Here is an 18232-nt window from a genome sequence, read left to right as displayed (position 1 = left end):
TGCCGGCGCACACGGGCCACCGCCCGCAGCGCGCCACTCAGGGCGATCTCCTCGCCGTGGCCGCGTGCCGTCTGATCCGTAGCCGCGTGCAGCACCAACCCCATGTTTGCTGGGATCTGTTGGCTCGTCCACCGAGTACGAGCGTGCCACCGTACGCGGTTGTACGCGTCCGTTGATGTCAGCTACTGATGTCAGGCAACAGGCTTCGCCTGCGGCAAACCACTCACCACCGGCGCAGTCCCCTGCGGGATCGCGCGCGGCCGGGATGGCGCCCACAGCCTCGACACCGAAGCGTGGGCCTGCCCCTGAACTCCGCCGCTTCCCCATCAAGCCTGAACCCCAAGACGGCCCGGCAGTACCAGCACACCGCCCACATGTGCACCCCGCCGCAGCCCCAGGCCCTCGCCGATGCGCATGCCGGTGACCGCCAGCGGGGACGCCTGGAACCGGTCACGGGCGGGCGTCGTGCAGTCGGGACCTGGTCGATCTGGTCGTCGGACAGCCACTCGTAACCCGGCACCGCGACCCGGTACTTGATCCGCTTCGCCTGGATCCTGCGGTGCTGGCCGTCCTCGCCCGGATCGAATCCGGGCGGTAGTGCAGGAACTTCGGCTGCACGAGCTGGCTCACCACACTCGGCGGCACCCACCCCTGAAGCGCACACCACGTCAGGAACTCACCGACCGTGTCCATGATCTTGTTCGCCGTGCCCTTGTCGCGAAAGCGCGGCTCAACAGCCGGGCGGCGACCCTTCAGCGGCAGCGGCTCATCGACCAACCACCGCATCATCGCCATGAGCTGGGCCAGGCTGGGACGGTCCAGTCGACCGCGTTCTCGGTGCAGTACGACAGGTACAGGGCGATCCGGACAGATTGCTGTGGCATCGCTCAAACACCTGACGCCACCCACGGTCACAGTGACCAGGGGTTCGCCTTCGCCGGCGCCGCCAAGCGCGTCCCCCGGCGCGGCGATCGGCGTGGTTCGGTACGGGGCTCTGCCGCGGGCGCGTCATCCCCCGGCTGAAGTCCTGGCGGGCCGTCAGCGGCTGACATCGACAGGTACAAGATCCCCGAAAGAGTCGAGTTCAGTGCCTGTTTGCCATCCCAGTAGCTCTGCGGTGTGGGGGCGTGGCCTTGGCTGGTGTCTGAGGGTTTTGCCGGGGCCCGAGGGTCGCAGTTGTTCTGGTTCGGAAAGGTGCGGCGTCGGGTGCGGGCACTGTTGGCTCGGCCGGGCGCCCCTTCCGGCCCGCTCTCGGCGTACGGCGCCGGCCTGCACGGCTCGCCGTGGTGGGCCTTGCCGGCGGCGACCATTGCGCAGTGCGGTTCTCGTGCTGGTCGAACGGCTCGGGTGCTGGGGGTCCGGCTGTCGATGTCTGCGGCCCGGGCCCGGCGGGCGGCCGATGACGCGGACGGGGCGGCGTACGCCGACGCGGTGTCGGGGTACGCCGCCCTCGGGTGGGACGAGTTGCGGGAGGCAGCCCGCGTTGTCATGGCGGTTACTTCGGGTCGCGGTTGAACAACGCCATCGACCAGCGGTAGCCGAGCGCGGACAGGCCGACGCACCAGACGATCGCGATCCACCAGTTGTTGCCGATCTCGGTGCCGAGCAGCAGGCCGCGCAGGGTCTCGATTGCGGGCGTGAACGGCTGGTACTGGGCGATCGGCTGGAACCAGCCTGGCATCGTGTCGGCCGGGATGAAGGCGCTGGAGATGAGCGGGAGGAGGATCAGGGGCATTGCCATGTTGCTGGCCGCCTCGGCGTTCGGGCTGGCCATGCCCATACCGACCGCGATCCAGGTGAGGGCCAGGGCGAACAGCGCGAGCAGTCCGAACGCCGCCAGCCACTCCAGGGCGGTGGCGTTGGTGGAGCGGAAGCCGATGGCCACGGCGACGGCGCCGACGAGGATCAGGCTGGCGAGCACCTGCATCACGCTGCCGATGACGTGCCCGATGATCACAGAGCCGCGGTAGATCGCCATCGTGCGGAAGCGGGCGATGAGGCCTTCGGCCATATCGGTGGAGACGGACACCGCGGCCCCGATCACGGTGCTGCCGATGGTCATCATCAGGATGCCCGGGACGATATAGGCGATGTACTCGGAGCGATCCGCGCCGCCGCCGGCGATGCCCGCGCTCATCACGTCGCCGAAGATGTAGACGAAGAGCAGCAGCAGCATGATCGGGGTGAGCAGCAGGTTCAGGGTGAGGGACGGGTAGCGGCGCGCGTGGAGGAGGTTGCGTCGCAGCATCGTGTTCGAGTCGCGGACGGCGAGAAAGAGGGCGCTCATCGGACAGCCTCCTGGGACTGGTTGGGCTGGTTGGGCACGCTGGAGCTGGTCAGGGCGAAGAAGACGTCGTCGAGGTCGGGGGTGTGCACGGTCAGTTCGTCGGCCTCGATGCCGGCCGAGTCCAGCCGGTCGAGGATGGAGCGCAGCTCGCGCTGGCTGCCGCCCGAGGGGATCTGCAGGGCGAGGGATTCGTCGTCCCGCATGGCCTCGTGCAGGGCGACGGCGGCGGACTGGTACGCGGCCGGGTCGGAGAAGCGGAGCCGGACGTGTCCGCCGGGGATGAGCCGCTTGAGCTCCTCGGCGGTGCCCTCGGCGGCGATCTTGCCGTCGTGGAGCACGGCGATACGGTCCGCGAGTTGGTCGGCCTCCTCCAGGTACTGGGTGGTGAGGAAGACGGTGACGCCGCCCGTGACGAGCTCGCGGATGATCTGCCACATGTTGTGGCGGGAGCGCGGGTCGAGGCCGGTGGTCGGCTCGTCGAGGAAGATGATCCGCGGGTTGCCGACCAGGGTCATGGCGATGTCGAGGCGGCGCTTCATGCCGCCGGAGTAGGTGGAGGCGGGCCTCGATGCGGCCTCCACGAGGTCGAACCGCTCCAGCAGTTCGGCGGCGGTGCGGTGGCCCTCGCTGCGGGAGAGGTGGTGCAGGTCCGCCATGAGGAGCATGTTCTCCTCGCCGGTGATCAGGTTGTCGACGGCGGAGAACTGTCCGGTGACGCCGATCGCGGCGCGCACCGCCTGGGGGTCGGTGGCCAGGTCGTGTCCGCCGATACGGATCCCGCCGGAGGCGGGGTCTGGGGAGATGAGAGTGGAGAGGATCTTCACGGCGGTGGTCTTGCCGGCGCCGTTCGGACCGAGCAGGGAGAAGACCGTTCCTTCCGGGACGGCCACGTCGACGCCGTCGAGCACGACCTTGTCGCCGTAGGACTTGCGCAGCCCGTTCGCCGCGATGGCCGGGTTCGTCATGCTGGTGCTCCTTTGGAAGCTGCGGGTCACAGGCTGCGGGCGGCGATGTCGCCGTGGGAGGTGGTGGCGCGGACGTCGAGTTCGGCGGTGCCATCGTTCTTGAGAGCGTTGCTGACGCGGCCGTAGTCGGTGCCCGCGTCCAGAGCGGCCGAGACACCGGCGGCGGCGGCGATGGAAATGTCGCCGGACTGGGTGCGGAGCACGACCGTGCCGCGCACGGCCTCGGCGATCCGGATGTCGCCCCTTGCGGTGCTGATCTCCGCGGGGCCGCCCAGCCGGCCGACCTCGACATCGCCGTCGATCGCAGTGAGGCGGACGCTCGCCGCCTCGTCGATCTTGATCCGGCGGTACGCGCCTTCGAAGACGACGTCGCCGAGCCGTCCGACGCCCCGGAGCTCGGCGCCGGCCGCCTTCGCCTCGACGCGGGAGCCGGCGGGCAGCCGGACGGTCACCTCCACGGATCCGGAGGGGCCGAAAAGCTGGTTGCTGGGGGTCGAGGCCTCGATCCGCAGGACTCCGTCGCCGTATTCGACCGTGGTCTGCTCCGCCGCCTTCACATCGCGGCTCTTCGAGGCGTCCGCGGGCAGGACCTCGACCGTGGTGTCGGCCCGGTCGGCGGCGATGAACTGCACGCGTCCCGCGGGGATGTCGAGGACGGCCGAGACCGGGGCGGGGGTGTCGAACTTCTGCATCATGCTCTCCTGTGACTCGTTGTTTCGGATGCTGGAAAAGCTACGTTGCATTCACAGATCCGGCAACAAGTCTGTTGCGAAAGAACATAGTTGACGCAGGCCAGAGCCATAGAATCGTTGCGAAGACCATGGAGCTTAATGCAACAAAGGATCTTCACTCGTTGCAACAGATTGAGGATGAACGCTACCCTGGAGGCACCAAGGAAGCACGAAAAAGATCGCGATGCCGCAAGGCAGGCTCACCCAGCAGGAACGCCAGCAGATCGCGCTGGGACTGGCCGACGGCCTCGCCTACGCGGAGATCGCCAGACGCCTCGACCGCCCGACCTCGACCATCACGCGCGAGGTCATGCGCAACGGCGGCCCCACCACGCTCGCCCGCTCCCGCAGACAACGTAGGGAACCTTGACCACTTGCCATCGAAGAATGAGCGTTGGGAACCAGGCGCCCGCCGAGGCGCTGAGGACGTAATCAGGCGTGACGGCCCGGTCTACCTGACCTGGCCTTCATCTTCTCCTGGCTGTTCGTCAGGCATGTCCGGGATGTCCTCGCGGGTGAGGTACCGAGGGCTCCCTGGGGGTGGGACCACCTTAGGGGCCATGAGTTCGGTGAGGAGCCTGCTCAGGTCATCCGTGGATAGCGCCAGGCCCAGGGTCTGCACGATGCCCAGAGCACAGTCCCGGATGGACTGAGCGTCCTTCCCGGGTCCCGCCGTCCTCCTAATCTCGTCACACACTCGGCTGAACTGCTCAGCGCTGATCGTTGGCCGGCTTACCGGTTGCGCCATGGTGCGCTCCTCCTGGAATAGCGGGCCGTTCCCCGCTCTTCCAGAAGGCGCTGAGCACACCCCAACGGCAACTGGAGAGAGCCAGCGTGCAGGCGTTCGAACAGAGCCGCTCAGACTTCGTTGGCACGCGCTCAAGGTGCGCTGTCACAGGACACCCACACGGGTGACTTTCGACCGGGCGCGCTTCTTCCATAAATTCGAACAGGCGTATCATTCTGGTCGTGGCCGATACCTTTCCTCCGGATCTCCTCGACGCCCAGTTCCGCCTGCATCGGGCCCGGGCCGAGTACGAAGCGTTCTGCCGCACCTTGCCCTGGTCGGTCGTGCCGGCCAAGGGCTGGCCCGGCGAGGTGCACCCGCATACCGGGGTCGTGACCGGTGGGCGGGCGGACAGTCCCGGCTACACCGACGAGCAGAAGGTGGACTACGCCCGTCGGCGCGAGCTGGTGCGGGAGCTGTCCATCGAGGTGTCGACCCATCCGTACTGGGCCACCATCGAGGGCCCGGCGCGGGTCGAGGCCCGGATGGCCCTCAAGCACCACCCCGACGCCGTGCCGGCGACCGCAGAGCCTGCGCTGACAGCAGGGTGAGGGCGTCGTCGTGATGGATCACCTGAGCCAGCGGCAGGAGCAGATCCTGGCCTGCATCCGGGAGTGGATCAGCGAGCACGGAGAGGCCCCGACGATCCGGGAGATCGGCCGCGCCGTTGGCCTGTCCAGCCCGTCGTCCGTGGCGTATCACCTGCGGCGGCTGGAGCAGTACGGGGCGATCTCACGCGGCGGCCGCCGCTGGCGCTCCTGCCGCATGAGTAGCTGAGCCGGCCAGCGTCATGTCCGAGCCTTCTGATCTGCCGCCCGACCTGCCGCGGCTTCACGTGCTGGAGACGTTCCTCGTTCTCACGCTGGCCCGGGTCCGCGAGCGGATCACCCACCTCGAACAGCAGGAGGCGATCCGCAGCAGGGCGGAGCGGCAGCAGCCCCCGCCGGAGTGGACGCTGGAGATCAGCATCAACGGCCAGAGCCCGATCGGCGTGCACGCCGGCGACTGCCGCATGGGCGGCAGCCAGGTCCGCACCCGGCAGATCACCCGGGAGCAGGCGGCCAGGGCACTGGCCGAGGGAGTCGAGGCCTGCCGCTTCTGCCGCCCGGACTCGGAACTGGGGATCCTGCACTTATGCGCTGCGGGGCTTGCGGCCTGACGTCTTCTTCGCGGGCGCCTTCTTGGCCGCGGCCTGCTTCGTCGTCTTCTTTGCCGTGGCCTTCTTCTTCGGCATCTCGTGGACGGTCGCGGGCTCGCCGCGGCGCTCCTTCGCCTCCTGCACGCTGGCGTTCAGCGCGGCCATCAGGTCGACCACCGTCCCGGCCGGCTGCTCCTCCGCCTCCGGCGCCGCGGGCTCCTTGCCCTCCACCTTGGCGGCGATGACCTGCTCCAGCTTCTCGCGGTACTCGTCGTGCAGGTCGGGCATGGCGTCGGTGCTCATCGTGTCCATGAGCGCCAGCGCCCCGTCGATCTCCTGGTCGTCCAAGTCGGTGGCGTTGGGGGTGAGCTCGGACGGGTCACGGATTTCGTCCGGCCACTTCATGGTGTGGAGCAGGATCGCGTCGTCGACGACGCGGAGCAGGCCGAGGCGCTCGCGGCCGTGGAAGGCGAGCTTCGCCACCGCGACCTTGCCGGACCGCTCCAGGGCCTTCCTCAAGAGGGTGTACGGCTTCGCCGCGACCGGGCCGTCCGCGGCCAGGTAGTACCCGTCCGCGATCCGGATCGGATCGATCGACTCCACCGGCACGAACCCCTCGATCTCGATCGCCTTCGCCGTCGGCAGCGGAATGCTCTCCAGCTCCTCATCGGTGATCTCGATCGTGTCGCCGCCGGCCAGCTCGTAGCCCTTGCCGATCTCGGCCTGGCTGAGCTCCTTGCCGTCGAGCTCGCACACCTTCTTGTAGCGGATCGCCCCCATGTCCTCCAGATGCACCTGCCGGAACCGCACCGACCGGTCCTCGGTCGCAGGCAGCACCTTGATCGGGATCGTGCCGTTGACTGAACTAAGAGGAGAATATTCGCAGGTCAGGGGCGGTGTCTGCTAGCTTCCCGGCCATGCTTGAGACAGGCGATTCTGCCCGAGACCTGGTGGGCTTCATTCCCCCGCAAACCGGTGCGCTGGTGGAGACGACGGACCCGGCGCGGCCTTACATGCTGCTGGACTCGGAGGGGGCAGTCGTCACCCCCGTGACGGCGTTCTTCGCGGAGCTCCAGGCGTGCGCGCGTCCGAGGACGACGATCCGTTCGTATGGGATGGACCTGCTGCGGTGGTGGAGGTTCCTGGCGGGGTGGGGGGTGGATTGGAACCGGGCGACGCGGCTGGACGCGAGGGACTTCGCTCGGTGGATGCAGATCGCGCCGAAACCCGCCCGGGTCCACTGGCGCCACCGGGCTTCAGGTGAGATGACGCCCACGCCGACGACTCGGGGAGCGGCGGGCGTGCCTAACGCGGTGACCGGACGGGCCGGCCCTGGGCGGTTGTACTCGACGTCGACACGGGCGCATTGCGAGACCGTGCTGCGGTCCTTCTACGCCTTCCACCTGGAAGAGGGCACCGGCCCGATCATCAACCCGTTCCCCGCAGCACGGGAGCGCCGGCGGCTGCCAGCGGCAGCTGGCCGGTCGGCCCGGCAGTCGGCCGGAGGCCGCTACCGGCCGTCGGTCCCCCACCGCCTGCCGCGGCGGATTCCCGACGGCAACTTCAACGAACTGTTCGCCGCGCTACGCCACAACCGGGACCGGGCTCTGCTGGCCTTCTGGGTCTCGAACGGGGCAAGGGCAAGCGAGTTGCTGACCAGTCGGCAGCGCGACCCGCTGCCCGGCGAGCAGCTGCTCGGGGTAATCCGCAAAGGAACCGCGGCGTTCCAGCAACTGCCCTCGTCGCCGGATGCGTTCGTGTGGCTGCTCCTGTATCAGGACGAGGCGTGGCGGGCGGGGGTACCCCGGGGCGGGCACGAGGCGTTGTGGTGGACACTGCGGCGGCCATTTCGGCCGCTGAATTACCACGCGGCCCGGGCGATGCTGAACCGGGCCAATGAGCTGCTCGGGGCGAACTGGACGCTGCACGACCTGCGGCACACGGCCGCCTATCGGATGGCTCGTGATCCTGGCCTGGCCTTGACCGACGTGCAGTGGGTCCTGGGCCACGCACACCTGAGCACCACTCAGATCTACCTCCCGGCCGGCCGGGACGAGATCGTCGAAGCGGTCCGTGCCCACCACGAGCGCCAGGCCCGGCTGGCCCAGGCCCCTGCAGTGCCGGCGGCCGGGTACCGGGCCGATTCGCTCAACGACCTGTTCGGAGTCGCCCGGTGAAGGCCCGCGTTCACGACATGACCGGTGCCGCGCACATCCGGCCGGCTGATCAGCCGCGCGCTCCGCAGGCCGCGGGCGGCGTGATGCGAAAAGCCCAGGCCCAGTTCCCGGCTCGATCCGCCGGGACACGTTGGGTAACGACGTGCTTGCCCATCGAGGAGATACTCGCCGTCCTGGATCGCCCGCCGTTCCGGGCGGAGAAGGTGCACACCCGGTGGCAGCGCAAGAGCGGGGCACGTGCGGTCCTGACCTGGTTGTCGGGCTTTCCCGGTGAGAGCTGGCAGGAGAGATGGGAGGCGTCCCCGGCGGCCGTCGGCCCTGAGCGTTGGGCCGAGGAGGGGCATACCTGGATCAGCACCGTGGCGGACGTGCGGTGGAACAGCACCCAGTCGGGGCTGCTGATGCTGGCCGGTGCCGATGTGCTCCGTCTGCCGCTGACGTGGCAGTTCAGATACCGCACCGTGCATCTGCGCCTGCTCGTCGAACGGACACGTGATCCTGAGGGTCTCTCACGCCTTGAGGAGATCGTTGATCCGAAGCGCTGGGCGTCCGTGGGAGGCGGCCGGGCCCGCCTGGCCCTGACCCGGATCATGATCGCCAAGGGCGGAGGTCTCGCGGACATCACTCCCGGAGATGCCTTCGAGTACGCGGCGGAGTTGCGGAAGGCCGGCCTCGACAGAGGCAGTGGCACGCTCTTCTACTCGTGGCTGCGGGAGCTGGGGAACTTGCCGTCCGACGCTCCGGTGACGCTTCGATTTCTGCACCGGGTCACCGGCCAGCTCAGCTGCGAGCAGCTCGTCGACCGCCACGGCGTGGCCTGCGAGCCGATCCGCGAGCTGCTGATCGACTACCTGGAGGAACGCCGGCCCCGTCTGGACTACAGCACGCTGGACAACCTCGCCCGCAACCTGACCCGCAACTTCTGGTCGGACCTGGAGCGCCACCACCCCGGCATCAACTCCCTCGACCTGGCGCCCGGGGTCGCCACCGCCTGGAAGGAGCGCTTTCGCACCCGCGTCCAGCGGCGTAGACGCCCGGACGGCACCGTCGAGGAGACGGTCGTCGAGCGCGCCGACCGGGCCCTGCTGCTCATCGCCGTGCGCGCCTTCTACCTGGACATTGCACGCTGGGCGGTGGAAGAGCCGGCCCGATGGGGGCCGTGGGCGGCGCCGTGCCCGATCAAGGAAGCCGAGACCACGGACCGCAAGCGCGTCAAGCGGGTCAAAGCCCGCATGGATCAGCGGACCCGAGAACGGCTCCCGGCCCTGGAGTCGTTCGCCAAAGCCGCAGCCGACCACCACCGCTACCACTTGGCCCGCCTGGAGGCTCTCCTCGCCGTGCCGCCGGGTGACACCTTCATCGTTCATGACGCGGTGTTCGTCCGCACCATGAACGCGGCCGGCGCCGCCGCGCGCGGTGAGGACGGGGTCCTTCTCTACTTCGACCTGGCCGAGCACCGAGCATTCTGGGCCTGGGCGGCGGTGGAGTTCCTCCGCCATACGGGCGCCCGCATCGAGGAGATGCTGGAGATCAACCACCACGCCATGATCCAGTATCGGCTGCCCACCACCGGCGAACTTGTCCCCCTGCTGCAGATCGCTCCGTCCAAGACGGACCAGGAACGCGTCCTTCTCGTCAGCCCCGAACTGGCCGATGTCCTGGCCGCGATCATCCGCCGCGTCCGCGACCCTCGAACCGGCGCCATCCCTCTCCTGGCTGCCTACGACTACGAGGAACGCATCTGGAACCCGCCGGCACCTCTGTTGTTCCAGTATGACCGCGGCGGTGAGAACTCCCGCTTGAGCAGCGAGCTCATTCGCAAAGCGCTGGTCGAGGTCCTCGCATTCATCGGCCTCACCGACTCCACCGGCCACCCCCTGGACTTCACCCCGCACGACTTCCGCCGCCTGTTCATTACCGATGCCATCCGATCCGGCCTGCCACCTCATATCGCCCAGGCCATCGCTGGCCACGGCAACATCAACACCACCATGGGCTACCACGCCATCTACCCCGCCGAGACCATCGAGGCCCACCGCGCGTTCATTTCCCGCCGGCGAGCCCTGCGCCCCGCCGAGGAGTACCGCACCCCCACCGACGCCGAATGGGAAGACTTCCTCGGCCACTTCGAACGCCGCAAACTCTCCGTCGGTACTTGCGCCCGCGCCTATGGCACCGCCTGCATCCACGAACACGCTTGTGTTCGTTGCTCGCTCCTCCGGCCGGACCCGGCCCAGCGCGGCCGGTTGGAGGAGATCCGTGACAACCTCATTGCCCGCATCGCCGAGGCCGAGCGCGAAGGCTGGCTCGGCGAGGTCGAAGGACTCCGGGTCAGCCTGGCTGGCGCCGAAGACAAGCTCGCTCAAATGGACCGACGAACTCCCGGTGGCACGGCGATCAACCTCGGCATGCCACGCATGGCCGCAGCTCAACCTATCCGGGAGGAGAGAACGGCTTCGCTGAGACAATCACCGGATGACCAGCAATGAGATCCGGTTCGACTGCCAGCACCGTGGCGACGACGGCGCACTCGTGATTGCCCCCCGCATCGACGGAGCACCACTCACCGAGCTGATCGACGGGTTCGAGATCGCGGCCGGGATGCAGCCCGCAGGCGACGCCTACGGCGGTCTTATCCCGCAGTTCTTCCGATTCGGCCCGATGCAGGACCACTTCCTCGGACGATCTACCAACGCCATGGGGCCGAAGACACCCGTTCTCGGTTGTGAATGTGGCGAGTGGGGATGCTGGCCGCTCATGGCCCGCATCACCGTGACAGCCGACCGGGTGACCTGGGACGCCTTCGAGCAACCGCACCGCAAGACCCGCGACTATGTGGCATTCGGTCCGTTCCAGTTCGACCGTCACCAATACGATGACGCCTTGCGGGCCCTGAGCGCGGTGATCATCTCCGACATCGACGACACGCGCGCATGAGCGCTACCAGGCGCGCCCTGCTGGGCTAAAGGATGGGGAAGCGGTTCATGGAAAGGTTCGAGACAGAGAGTCTGGCGCTTATGCCTGGCCAGAAGGTGCAGGCCAGGGTCCTCAGCCATCACCCATGGGGTGTGGTCGTTGAGATCGTTGGTTACGAGAACGCCGGTCTGTCGGCCTCTATCGACATGATCCAGCAGTTCTCCCGGACCACGAGCAGCCATGACGAACTACTCGCGCTCTTTCCGCCCATCGGTTCACAGATCGATGCAGTGATCGAGCAAATCCACCGCTGGCATCCGCCGGTATCAGTGCGGCTCACCATCCGACCTGCAGACCTGGAGTCGCTGGCCTGGCGCTGCGACTTCTGTGGTGAACGGATCACGTTGAGCCCAGGTGGAGACGCTCTCGTCCTGGATTCGCGCAGCAGCGACGGTCCAGGAAGCCACACCATCATCTCCCACCGGCACTGCCTGGCCGAGCGAATCCGACCGGAGAACGCTGGAGAGCGGGCGCGAGCATTGAAGATCGGGAAGATGTGCTGAGGTCGTGAGGCCCGTGCCGACCGGCATGGCTGAGCTCGACAGCTCATTCGGCGGGTACCAATCGATAGTTCAGAGAAGTGACCAGGCCAAAGCTGATCGCTCCGGACCACACAGGGCGGGGCATGACACACCTCCTGCCCCCTCGGACTCCAGGCTATTGTGGGATCTCAAGTTCGGCTGCACAATCTCACCGCCCGCTTCATATCGACTGCACTCTCCGTGCTTCTCGACGAACTCGCCCACCTCGCACGGCACATCGAACTGGCCGGCGAGCCCCGCCGCAGCACCTCCCACCTTGTCTGGGGTTAGGCCTCCCTGCCCGTCTCACTCTCGGGGCGCGCGGATCGTGGGTGAGCTAACCTGCGCGCATGCGCGGACAGTTCACCGGCTGGCCGGAGCAGGCCATGGACGTGTTGTGGCAGCTCCAGGGCGAACCGACCCACGCGACCCGCGAGCGCTACCGCGCGGACCGCGAACGCCTGGTCCGGCAGCCGATGATCGCCCTGCTCAACGAGGTCGCGGACACCGACCCCCGGTACGAGGACTTCTCCGTCTGGCACTACCGCACCGACTCCTGGTGGTGGCAGCACCAGGGCGCGGTGATCCGGCTCGGCCGCAAGATCGAGATCGGTCTCCGGTTCTCCCTGGACGGCCTGCAGATCCAGGGCGCCTGGTGGTACCCCGATCCCGGCCAGGTGGACATGTTCCGCAAAGCCGTGGCCTCCGAGGGGAGCGGCCGCGAACTGTCCGCCATCGTCGAGGACGTGCGGAAGAAGGGCTACGACATCTCCGGGGACGTGATGAAACGCCCCCCGCGCGGCTATCCGACGGACCATTCCCGTACGAACCTGCTGCGCCACCGTTCGCTGATCGCCACCCGTCCCCTCGGCTGCGAGCAGTGGCTGCACACCCCTGAGGCGGTCGACCGGGTCCTCTCGGCCGCCGCCGACCTGGACGCCCTGCTGATGTGGCTGGTCCGCCACGTGAAGCGGGCCGCCTGACATCACGAGGGCGCCACGCGGCACGGGAGGAACCACACCCGCGCCGCCGGCCCCCGCACTCTGACGGTGATGCGCGCTTTCAGCGCCGACCGGTCGTCCATCGCCCGATAACCGTCCGGCACCTCGGCCAGGGGGACGGCACCGTCGAAGACGGGCCCCGGATCGAGGGCCCCGGAGAGCGCATCCGGCAGGAGTTGGGGAATGCAGTGGCGGACCGGGGCGATGCCCCCGCGCAGCGTGATGTTGCGGTCGAACATCCGGCGGCAGAACGACCTCCGCATTTCCCGCCGTACGGCACCCCCACACAGCCGACCGCACAGCCGTCCCGGGTGATAGCGGGCCGTGAGACACCGCAGGTCAGCGATCTGCCCGTCCGGAGCGGCCTCAGCAAACCTGGCGGGGATGCACCGCGAGCCGAGACAACCGCAGATGAAGCAGCGTGAGACACCGCGAGAAGTCGCAGGTCACAGCCTCGGCGTATGCAGCGCGACGTGGCGCTGAGACATGCATGTCCCGTCGCGCTGAAACTGGGGATTCCCAGTCGTTCTCGTTCGTGCTGTCGGATTCCCTTTCGTGGCGCTGTGAGTGGCTGTCCGCTCTCACTCCAGTGGCTGGTCAGGGCTGCGGCGGATCAAAATGCAGGTCCGTATGAGCCGGTTCGCACTCGTATACTCGTGCGGGCTGATGGGGGGAGGTGGAGACAGTGAAGCTTGCTGAGGCACTGGCAGAACGTGCGGAGGCGACGCGCCGTGTAGAACAGCTGCGAGCGCGTGTCGTCAGCAGTGCGCGGTACCAGGAAGGGGAGACGCCCGCCGAGGATGCAGCTCAGCTGTTGGCTGAGGCCGGTGAGGTGCTGGACGCTCTAGAAACGTTGATCCGGCGGATCAATCGGACCAATGCCACCGTGGAGATGGGTCCGGACGGCACGCTCACCGATGCCCTCGCGCGCCGGGATGTCCTGCGGTTGCGTCACTCTGTGGTCACCGCGGCGGCGGACGCGGCGGCGGGTAAGGGCGAGCGGGGATACGGCCGGCAGCTCCGGTCCGAGCTGATGATGCTTTCTGCGCTTCCGGTCGCGGAACTGCGCGGTCAGGCGGATGCCCTCGCGCGGGAGATCCGCGAGGTCGATGTGCGGATCCAGCGTACGAACTGGGAGGTCGATTTGCTGGACTGAGTAGTCCAGCAAGCTGGGATGATGTGGAGCAGGTAGCAGCTTCGGAGGCGTGCACACACCGAGGGCTGGCGGTTTTCCAGCCCACTCCTGGCGCGTGAAGAGCAACGCGGGGGTTCGACTCCCCAATTTAACAGTGCAGCTCAGTACCGCGTACAGGTAACGGTGCACATCGCACAGCACATCACCACGTGCAGATCCGAGGCGGCGAGGGCGGGTTCGGGGCTTTCCACATCGCAGCACCACGGAGACGGCGATCTGCGACGGATACCGTTGGCGATTTTGACGGCGCTCCCTCCATCTATCACGAACGAGACTTCCGCGAAGTCCAGGTCGTTTGAGAGCGCTGGCCACTGGCGCTCTCAAACAACCTGGCAACCGCGCAGGTCAGCAGCCCACCACACGCCAGACGCAGTGGGACAGGACAATGGTCGCGCCTGTACCTCGTTCGCGTTGAAACGCCGACGCCTGGAAGGCCAAGCGGCCGCGCCGGGAACAGCCGGTCCGGCCGGCACGGTTGCATCAACCGAGGGACCGGCGCCGCACGGGCGGGGAACACGGAGACCACAGGGTCGTCCGCCCCACCAGGATCCGGGCCCCAGGAGCGGTACGCCCGCCGCGCAGCCGGACCAAGACGTATTTCTGCAGGAGGACTGTTTCATGACTGACCGGCCCTTGACGCTCATGGCAGTACACGCCCACCCCGACGACGAGGCCACCGGAACCGGAGGGGTCCTCGCGCGGTACGCGGCGGAAGGCATCCGCACGGTTCTCGTGACGTGTACCGACGGCGGTTGCGGTGACGGACCGGGGGGTGTCAAGCCGGGCGATCCCGGGCACGATCCGGCGGCGGTCGCCCTGATGCGCCGTCAAGAACTCGAGGCGAGCCGTGACGTCCTGAAGGTCAGCGATCTGGAGATGCTGGACTATGCCGACTCCGGGATGATGGGCTGGCCGAGCAACGACGCCCCCGGGTCCTTCTGGCAGACCCCCGTACAGGAAGGCGCGGCCCGACTCGCGGAACTCATGCGGCACTACCGACCTGATGTGGTCGTCACCTACGACGAGAACGGCTTCTACGGCCACCCCGATCACATCCAGGCCCACCGCATCACGATGGCGGCGCTGGAGATGACCGAGCTGACGCCGAAGGTGTACTGGACGACGATGCCCCGCTCAGGGATGCAGCGGTTCGGGGAGATCATGCGCGAGTTTCATCCGGACATGCCGGAGCCGGATCCTGCCGAGGCCGCCGCGATGGCCGAGATCGGCCTCCTCGACGATGAGATCACCACGTGGGTGGACACCACCGCGTTCAGCGGTCAGAAGTTCGACGCGCTGGCCGCGCACGCCAGTCAGGGCGAGAACATCTTCTTCCTCAAGATGGGCAAGGAGAGGTTCGGCGAGTTGATGGGCATGGAGACCTTCGTACGTGTCCAGGACGCCACCGGCGCGGCCGTACCCGAGAACGATCTCTTCGCCGGACTGCGCTGATCCACCCATCCGGAGCGGAGCTCAGGAAAGCTCATCGGCCGCACGGCGCGATCGAGCGCGTCACACACCCGGAGACTTATCCACGCGGGTTCCGCTCCGGCAGCCCGCGACCAGGTCGGCAGGCCCTCGCCGACGGCGTCGACGCGTGCCCGCCTCGGCCCACTGCGGGTGCCTCCGCCGGAGAGGAGGCACCCTTCACGGTCATTGGATGGGCGAAGTGCTTTTGCGGGTGTGCTGCCCTTTGGACGGTGAGGAGGAATGTGGGTTCTGCGGGCGGATAGGGGCGATCCGCAGGAGTCGCTGCACAGGCTCGGGGAGCCACCAGTTGAGGTGGCCGAAGAGGGAGACGAGGGCCGGCGCGAGGACACCGCGGACGATGGTTGCGTCGAGGATGATGCCCGCGGCAAGGCCGGTGGACAGGATCTTGACGTCGGTCTGGGGAACTCCGCCAAGGGCGACGAAGGCGAAAACGAGGATGAGGGCTCCGGAGCTCACCAGGCGTCCGGTGTGGCCGATGCCTCGGACGACTGCCGTGTCGGTCGGATGGCCCGCGGCGTATTCCTCGTTGATGCGCGTCAGGATGAACACTTCATAGTCCATGGACAGCCCGAACAGCAGGGCGAACACGGCCAGCGGCACCCACAGGGTGATCGCTCCGGTGGCGGGGTTGGAGAACAGTGTCGAGCTGTGTCCCTCTTGCCAGACCAAGGTGAGGACGCCGAATGCAGCGGCCAGCGAGATGGCGTTCAGCAGCAGGGCCTTGACGGGCAGCCAGATGGAGTGCAGGACGCGGCTGAGCAGCAGGAAGGTCACCACCGCGATGACGGTGATGATGATCCACAGATTGCTGCCGTAGAGCGCGTTGATGAAATCGCGGTCCTGTGCCGGGGAGCCGCCGATCTGTGCGCCGGGTGTGACGTCGGCAGCGGCTTGCAGCTGGGTCAGAGCGTCCTCACCCGCATCCGTGGACGCGTCGGCGCTGCTCCAGGCTGCGGCGACATGAATGTCGTCGCTGTTCCAGGCCGCGGGTTGGACGAGTGTGATGCCGTCGGGCGCGGTGAAGGACCGACCCGCCGGCAGAACGACTTCGGTGGGGCGCAGTACGCCCGCCCCGATGCCGGAGTCGGTGAGGGCCTGCAGGCCGGCTCGGGCCTCGGCGGAGGCTGTAGTGGCTTGGGCTGCGGCCTGCGGCTGGCCCAGCTGGAGGGAGAACACCGGAATGATCAACGCTGCTATGAGGGCCGTTGCCCCGGCGGTGGCGGCGATGCGATGGCGTACCACCCAGGCGGCGATGGTGGTCCACATGCGGCTGACCGTGGCCGGAGGGCGTTTGCGGGGCCATTCCAGGCGGGAGCCTGCCGCATCAAGGATGACGGGGAGCAAGGTGATGGAGACGGCGACGCTGATGAGAGGGATGAGCATGCCGGCCAGGCCGATGCTGCGCAGGAACGGCACACTGGTCAGAGCCAGGGCGGCGAGGCTGACGGTAACGGTGATCCCGGAGAAGACGACGCTGCTGCCCGCGGTCGACGCGGATGTCAGGACCGCGTCGCGGTTCGAGCGGCCGGCGGCGCGTTCCTCGCGCCAGCGAGTGACCACCAGCAGGGCGTAGTCGATCGCGACGCCGAGGCCGACCAGGGCCACGATGTTCTGCACCAGAGTGGACATGGTGGTGGCGTAGGTCAGGGCGTAGATGCCGACGAAGGTCGTCGGGATGGCGACTGCCGCGATGAGCAACGGCAGCAACGCGAGCAGGGAACCGAAGACGATCGCCAGGACCACGAGGGCTGCCACCCCGGCCACAATGGTCTCCACCAGCACACTGGTGCCGCTGCTGGATCCGCCGGCCGCGAGCACGGAGGCGCCGGTGATGCGCACCGGTTCGCCGCCCACCCGGGTTGCCGAGAGCGCGTCGTCGAGGGCGGGAAGAGCCTTCGTGTAGGGGTCGGCGCTGGTGAAATCAGGGACCGGATAGACCATGGCAAAAGTGGTGCGGCCATCCTTGGACACGTATGACGCTGCGCTGGCGGGGTCGCTGAGAGCCGAAGCCGTCCTGGCCCCCGGCACCGCACGCCGCACCCGCTCGTCGAGGACCCGCAACTCGCCCTGCGCCCGCAGCGAGGACAGGCCGCCGTCGGGAAGGCGCGCGACGACTATCAGAGGCGGGTTGCTGCCGCCCGAACCGAACGAGCCCGTGATGCGCTGATTGGTCTCGTATGCAGGCTGCCCGGGCAGGTCGAAGGCGAACGACAGCCGATTGCCCGCCTGCGCGGCGGCGGCCCCCGCGAGCGCCAGCGCCAGCCAGGTCACGATCACCGTCCACCGGTGGGCGATCGACCAGCGGGTGAGGGCCACCACCCACCCAGATCGCTCAGTTTCTGAGAGGTTCATGTTGTGAGCATAACGCCGCCTATCCTGTGCCCGTGACAACCGACGGCTTCTATCCCACTGACGACCCCCTCGACCAGCGCCAATGGCGGATCATCGACGCGCTGCGCCGCTATGGGACGGACTCAACCCGCCTGACGCACGCCTTCGCTTCCCAGCACCAGCTGCGCCCAGTAGACCTGTTCGCGCTAGTGGCGATCATGTCGGCTGAGGGTGCCGGCACTCCCTTGACGCCAGGCGAGCTGCAAGGTCACCTGCACTTGTCATCTGCAGGGACGAGCTACCTCATCGACCGTCTCGAAGCCTCCGGTCATGTACGCCGAAGCCGCGAAGACGCCGACGACCACCGCAAGGTACGGCTGCGCTACAAAGAGGAAGGCATGCGGACCGCCCTGTCCTTCTTCGGCCCCTTGGGCGAGTCCACCACCGCGATCCTCGATCAGTTCGATGCTCACGAACTCGACGTCATCGCCCGGTTCACCGATGCAATCGCCCAAGCCATGAAGGCCCACGTCGAACTGAATCGCCCCGGCTCGAATGGAGACTCGATTTCGTGAAAGGATCGAGTCATGGCACGACCTTCCCGTTACCCGCTTGAGCTCCGCCGTCGTGCG

At 67.8% G+C, this 18232-nt stretch carries 17 protein-coding genes and 1 pseudogene; 12 read left to right on the top strand and 6 right to left on the bottom strand.

The window, feature by feature from the left end; translation table 11 throughout:
* Nucleotides 1-1495 precede the first annotated feature (1495 nt).
* From ABT078_RS32715 to ABT078_RS32705, 3 genes are read right to left on the bottom strand one after another with little or no spacing between them, the layout of a single operon-like run.
* The gene (locus ABT078_RS32715) at nt 1496-2287 is read right to left on the bottom strand and encodes an ABC transporter permease (protein ID WP_351234215.1); all 792 of its coding nucleotides are present in this window, start codon (nt 2285-2287) and stop codon (nt 1496-1498) included.
* The gene (locus tag ABT078_RS32710) at nt 2284-3252 is read right to left on the bottom strand and encodes an ATP-binding cassette domain-containing protein (RefSeq protein WP_351234213.1); all 969 of its coding nucleotides are present in this window, start codon (nt 3250-3252) and stop codon (nt 2284-2286) included. Before ABT078_RS32710 ends, ABT078_RS32715 begins: the two co-directional genes overlap by 4 nt.
* Nucleotides 3253-3278: 26 nt before the next feature.
* Nucleotides 3279-3944, bottom strand: a complete 666-nt coding sequence (locus ABT078_RS32705) for a DUF4097 family beta strand repeat-containing protein (RefSeq protein WP_351234291.1) — start codon at nt 3942-3944, stop codon at nt 3279-3281.
* Nucleotides 3945-4167: 223 nt separating this feature from the next.
* Between ABT078_RS32705 and ABT078_RS32700 the strand changes: the two are divergent.
* The 4 genes and pseudogenes from ABT078_RS32700 to ABT078_RS32685 all read left to right on the top strand — a co-directional run.
* Nucleotides 4168-4344 (top strand): annotated as a pseudogene (locus ABT078_RS32700) (helix-turn-helix domain-containing protein); the annotation flags it as partial.
* 608 nt (nt 4345-4952) lie between these two features.
* Complete coding sequence (locus ABT078_RS32695; protein WP_351234211.1) at nt 4953-5321, top strand: DUF8825 domain-containing protein; 369 nt, start codon at nt 4953-4955, stop codon at nt 5319-5321.
* 13 nt (nt 5322-5334) lie between these two features.
* The gene (locus tag ABT078_RS32690; RefSeq protein WP_351234209.1) at nt 5335-5547 is read left to right on the top strand and encodes a LexA family protein; all 213 of its coding nucleotides are present in this window, start codon (nt 5335-5337) and stop codon (nt 5545-5547) included.
* A gap of 13 nt (nt 5548-5560) precedes the next feature.
* Nucleotides 5561-5929, top strand: a complete 369-nt coding sequence (locus ABT078_RS32685; RefSeq protein WP_351234207.1) for a DUF6233 domain-containing protein — start codon at nt 5561-5563, stop codon at nt 5927-5929.
* Here the strand turns inward: ABT078_RS32685 and ku are convergent.
* A complete protein-coding gene (gene ku, locus ABT078_RS32680) occupies nt 5903-6745 on the bottom strand; it encodes a non-homologous end joining protein Ku (RefSeq protein ID WP_502981421.1) in 843 nt (280 codons plus the stop codon). The two genes, ABT078_RS32685 and ku, sit on opposite strands and share 27 nt — an antisense overlap.
* 80 nt (nt 6746-6825) lie before the next feature.
* Here ku and ABT078_RS32675 point away from each other — a divergent pair, with 80 nt between their 5' ends.
* The 5 genes from ABT078_RS32675 to ABT078_RS32655 all read left to right on the top strand — a co-directional run bounded on the left by ABT078_RS32675 (nt 6826) and on the right by ABT078_RS32655 (nt 12565).
* Complete coding sequence (locus ABT078_RS32675; RefSeq protein WP_351234205.1) at nt 6826-8085, top strand: tyrosine-type recombinase/integrase; 1260 nt, start codon at nt 6826-6828, stop codon at nt 8083-8085.
* Between the two features lie 146 nt (nt 8086-8231).
* Entirely contained in the window at nt 8232-10574 is a 2343-nt protein-coding gene (locus ABT078_RS32670; protein WP_351234203.1) for a site-specific integrase, read from the top strand.
* Nucleotides 10561-11022, top strand: coding sequence for a hypothetical protein (locus tag ABT078_RS32665; RefSeq protein ID WP_351234201.1), 462 nt, complete (start codon nt 10561-10563; stop codon nt 11020-11022). The genes ABT078_RS32670 and ABT078_RS32665 overlap by 14 nt, the downstream gene beginning before the upstream one ends.
* 47 nt (nt 11023-11069) lie before the next feature.
* Nucleotides 11070-11564, top strand: coding sequence for a hypothetical protein (locus tag ABT078_RS32660; RefSeq protein WP_351234199.1), 495 nt, complete (start codon nt 11070-11072; stop codon nt 11562-11564).
* A 368-nt stretch (nt 11565-11932) separates the two neighbouring features.
* On the top strand, nt 11933-12565 hold the full coding sequence (locus ABT078_RS32655; protein WP_351234197.1) for a DUF2461 family protein: 633 nt from the start codon (nt 11933-11935) through the stop codon (nt 12563-12565).
* 2 nt (nt 12566-12567) lie between these two features.
* Here the strand turns inward: ABT078_RS32655 and ABT078_RS32650 are convergent, their stop codons facing one another.
* The gene (locus ABT078_RS32650) at nt 12568-12822 is read right to left on the bottom strand and encodes a hypothetical protein (protein WP_502981420.1); all 255 of its coding nucleotides are present in this window, start codon (nt 12820-12822) and stop codon (nt 12568-12570) included.
* 446 nt (nt 12823-13268) lie between these two features.
* On the opposite strand from ABT078_RS32650, the gene ABT078_RS32645 reads away from it, so the two are divergent.
* Both ABT078_RS32645 and ABT078_RS32640 read left to right on the top strand, forming a co-directional pair.
* Nucleotides 13269-13739, top strand: coding sequence for a DIP1984 family protein (locus ABT078_RS32645; RefSeq protein ID WP_351234194.1), 471 nt, complete (start codon nt 13269-13271; stop codon nt 13737-13739).
* Between the two features lie 657 nt (nt 13740-14396).
* Nucleotides 14397-15230, top strand: a complete 834-nt coding sequence (locus ABT078_RS32640) for a PIG-L family deacetylase (RefSeq protein ID WP_351234192.1) — start codon at nt 14397-14399, stop codon at nt 15228-15230.
* Nucleotides 15231-15431: 201 nt separating this feature from the next.
* Here ABT078_RS32640 and ABT078_RS32635 read toward each other — a convergent pair whose 3' ends face one another.
* Nucleotides 15432-17621: an MMPL family transporter gene (locus tag ABT078_RS32635; RefSeq protein WP_351234190.1), complete on the bottom strand. Its 2190-nt coding sequence runs from the start codon at nt 17619-17621 to the stop codon at nt 15432-15434.
* 32 nt (nt 17622-17653) lie between these two features.
* On the opposite strand from ABT078_RS32635, the gene ABT078_RS32630 reads away from it, so the two are divergent.
* Nucleotides 17654-18175, top strand: a complete 522-nt coding sequence (locus tag ABT078_RS32630; RefSeq protein ID WP_351234188.1) for a MarR family winged helix-turn-helix transcriptional regulator — start codon at nt 17654-17656, stop codon at nt 18173-18175.
* The last annotated feature ends 57 nt before the right edge of the window (nt 18176-18232 follow it).

Origin of the sequence: Streptomyces sp. NPDC002133 (genome assembly GCF_040296405.1) — a bacterium.
Taxonomy (GTDB): Bacteria; Actinomycetota; Actinomycetes; order Streptomycetales; family Streptomycetaceae; genus Streptomyces.
The sequence above is the reverse complement of the archived record's forward strand: the minus strand, read 5'-3'. Positions and strand labels throughout refer to the sequence as shown.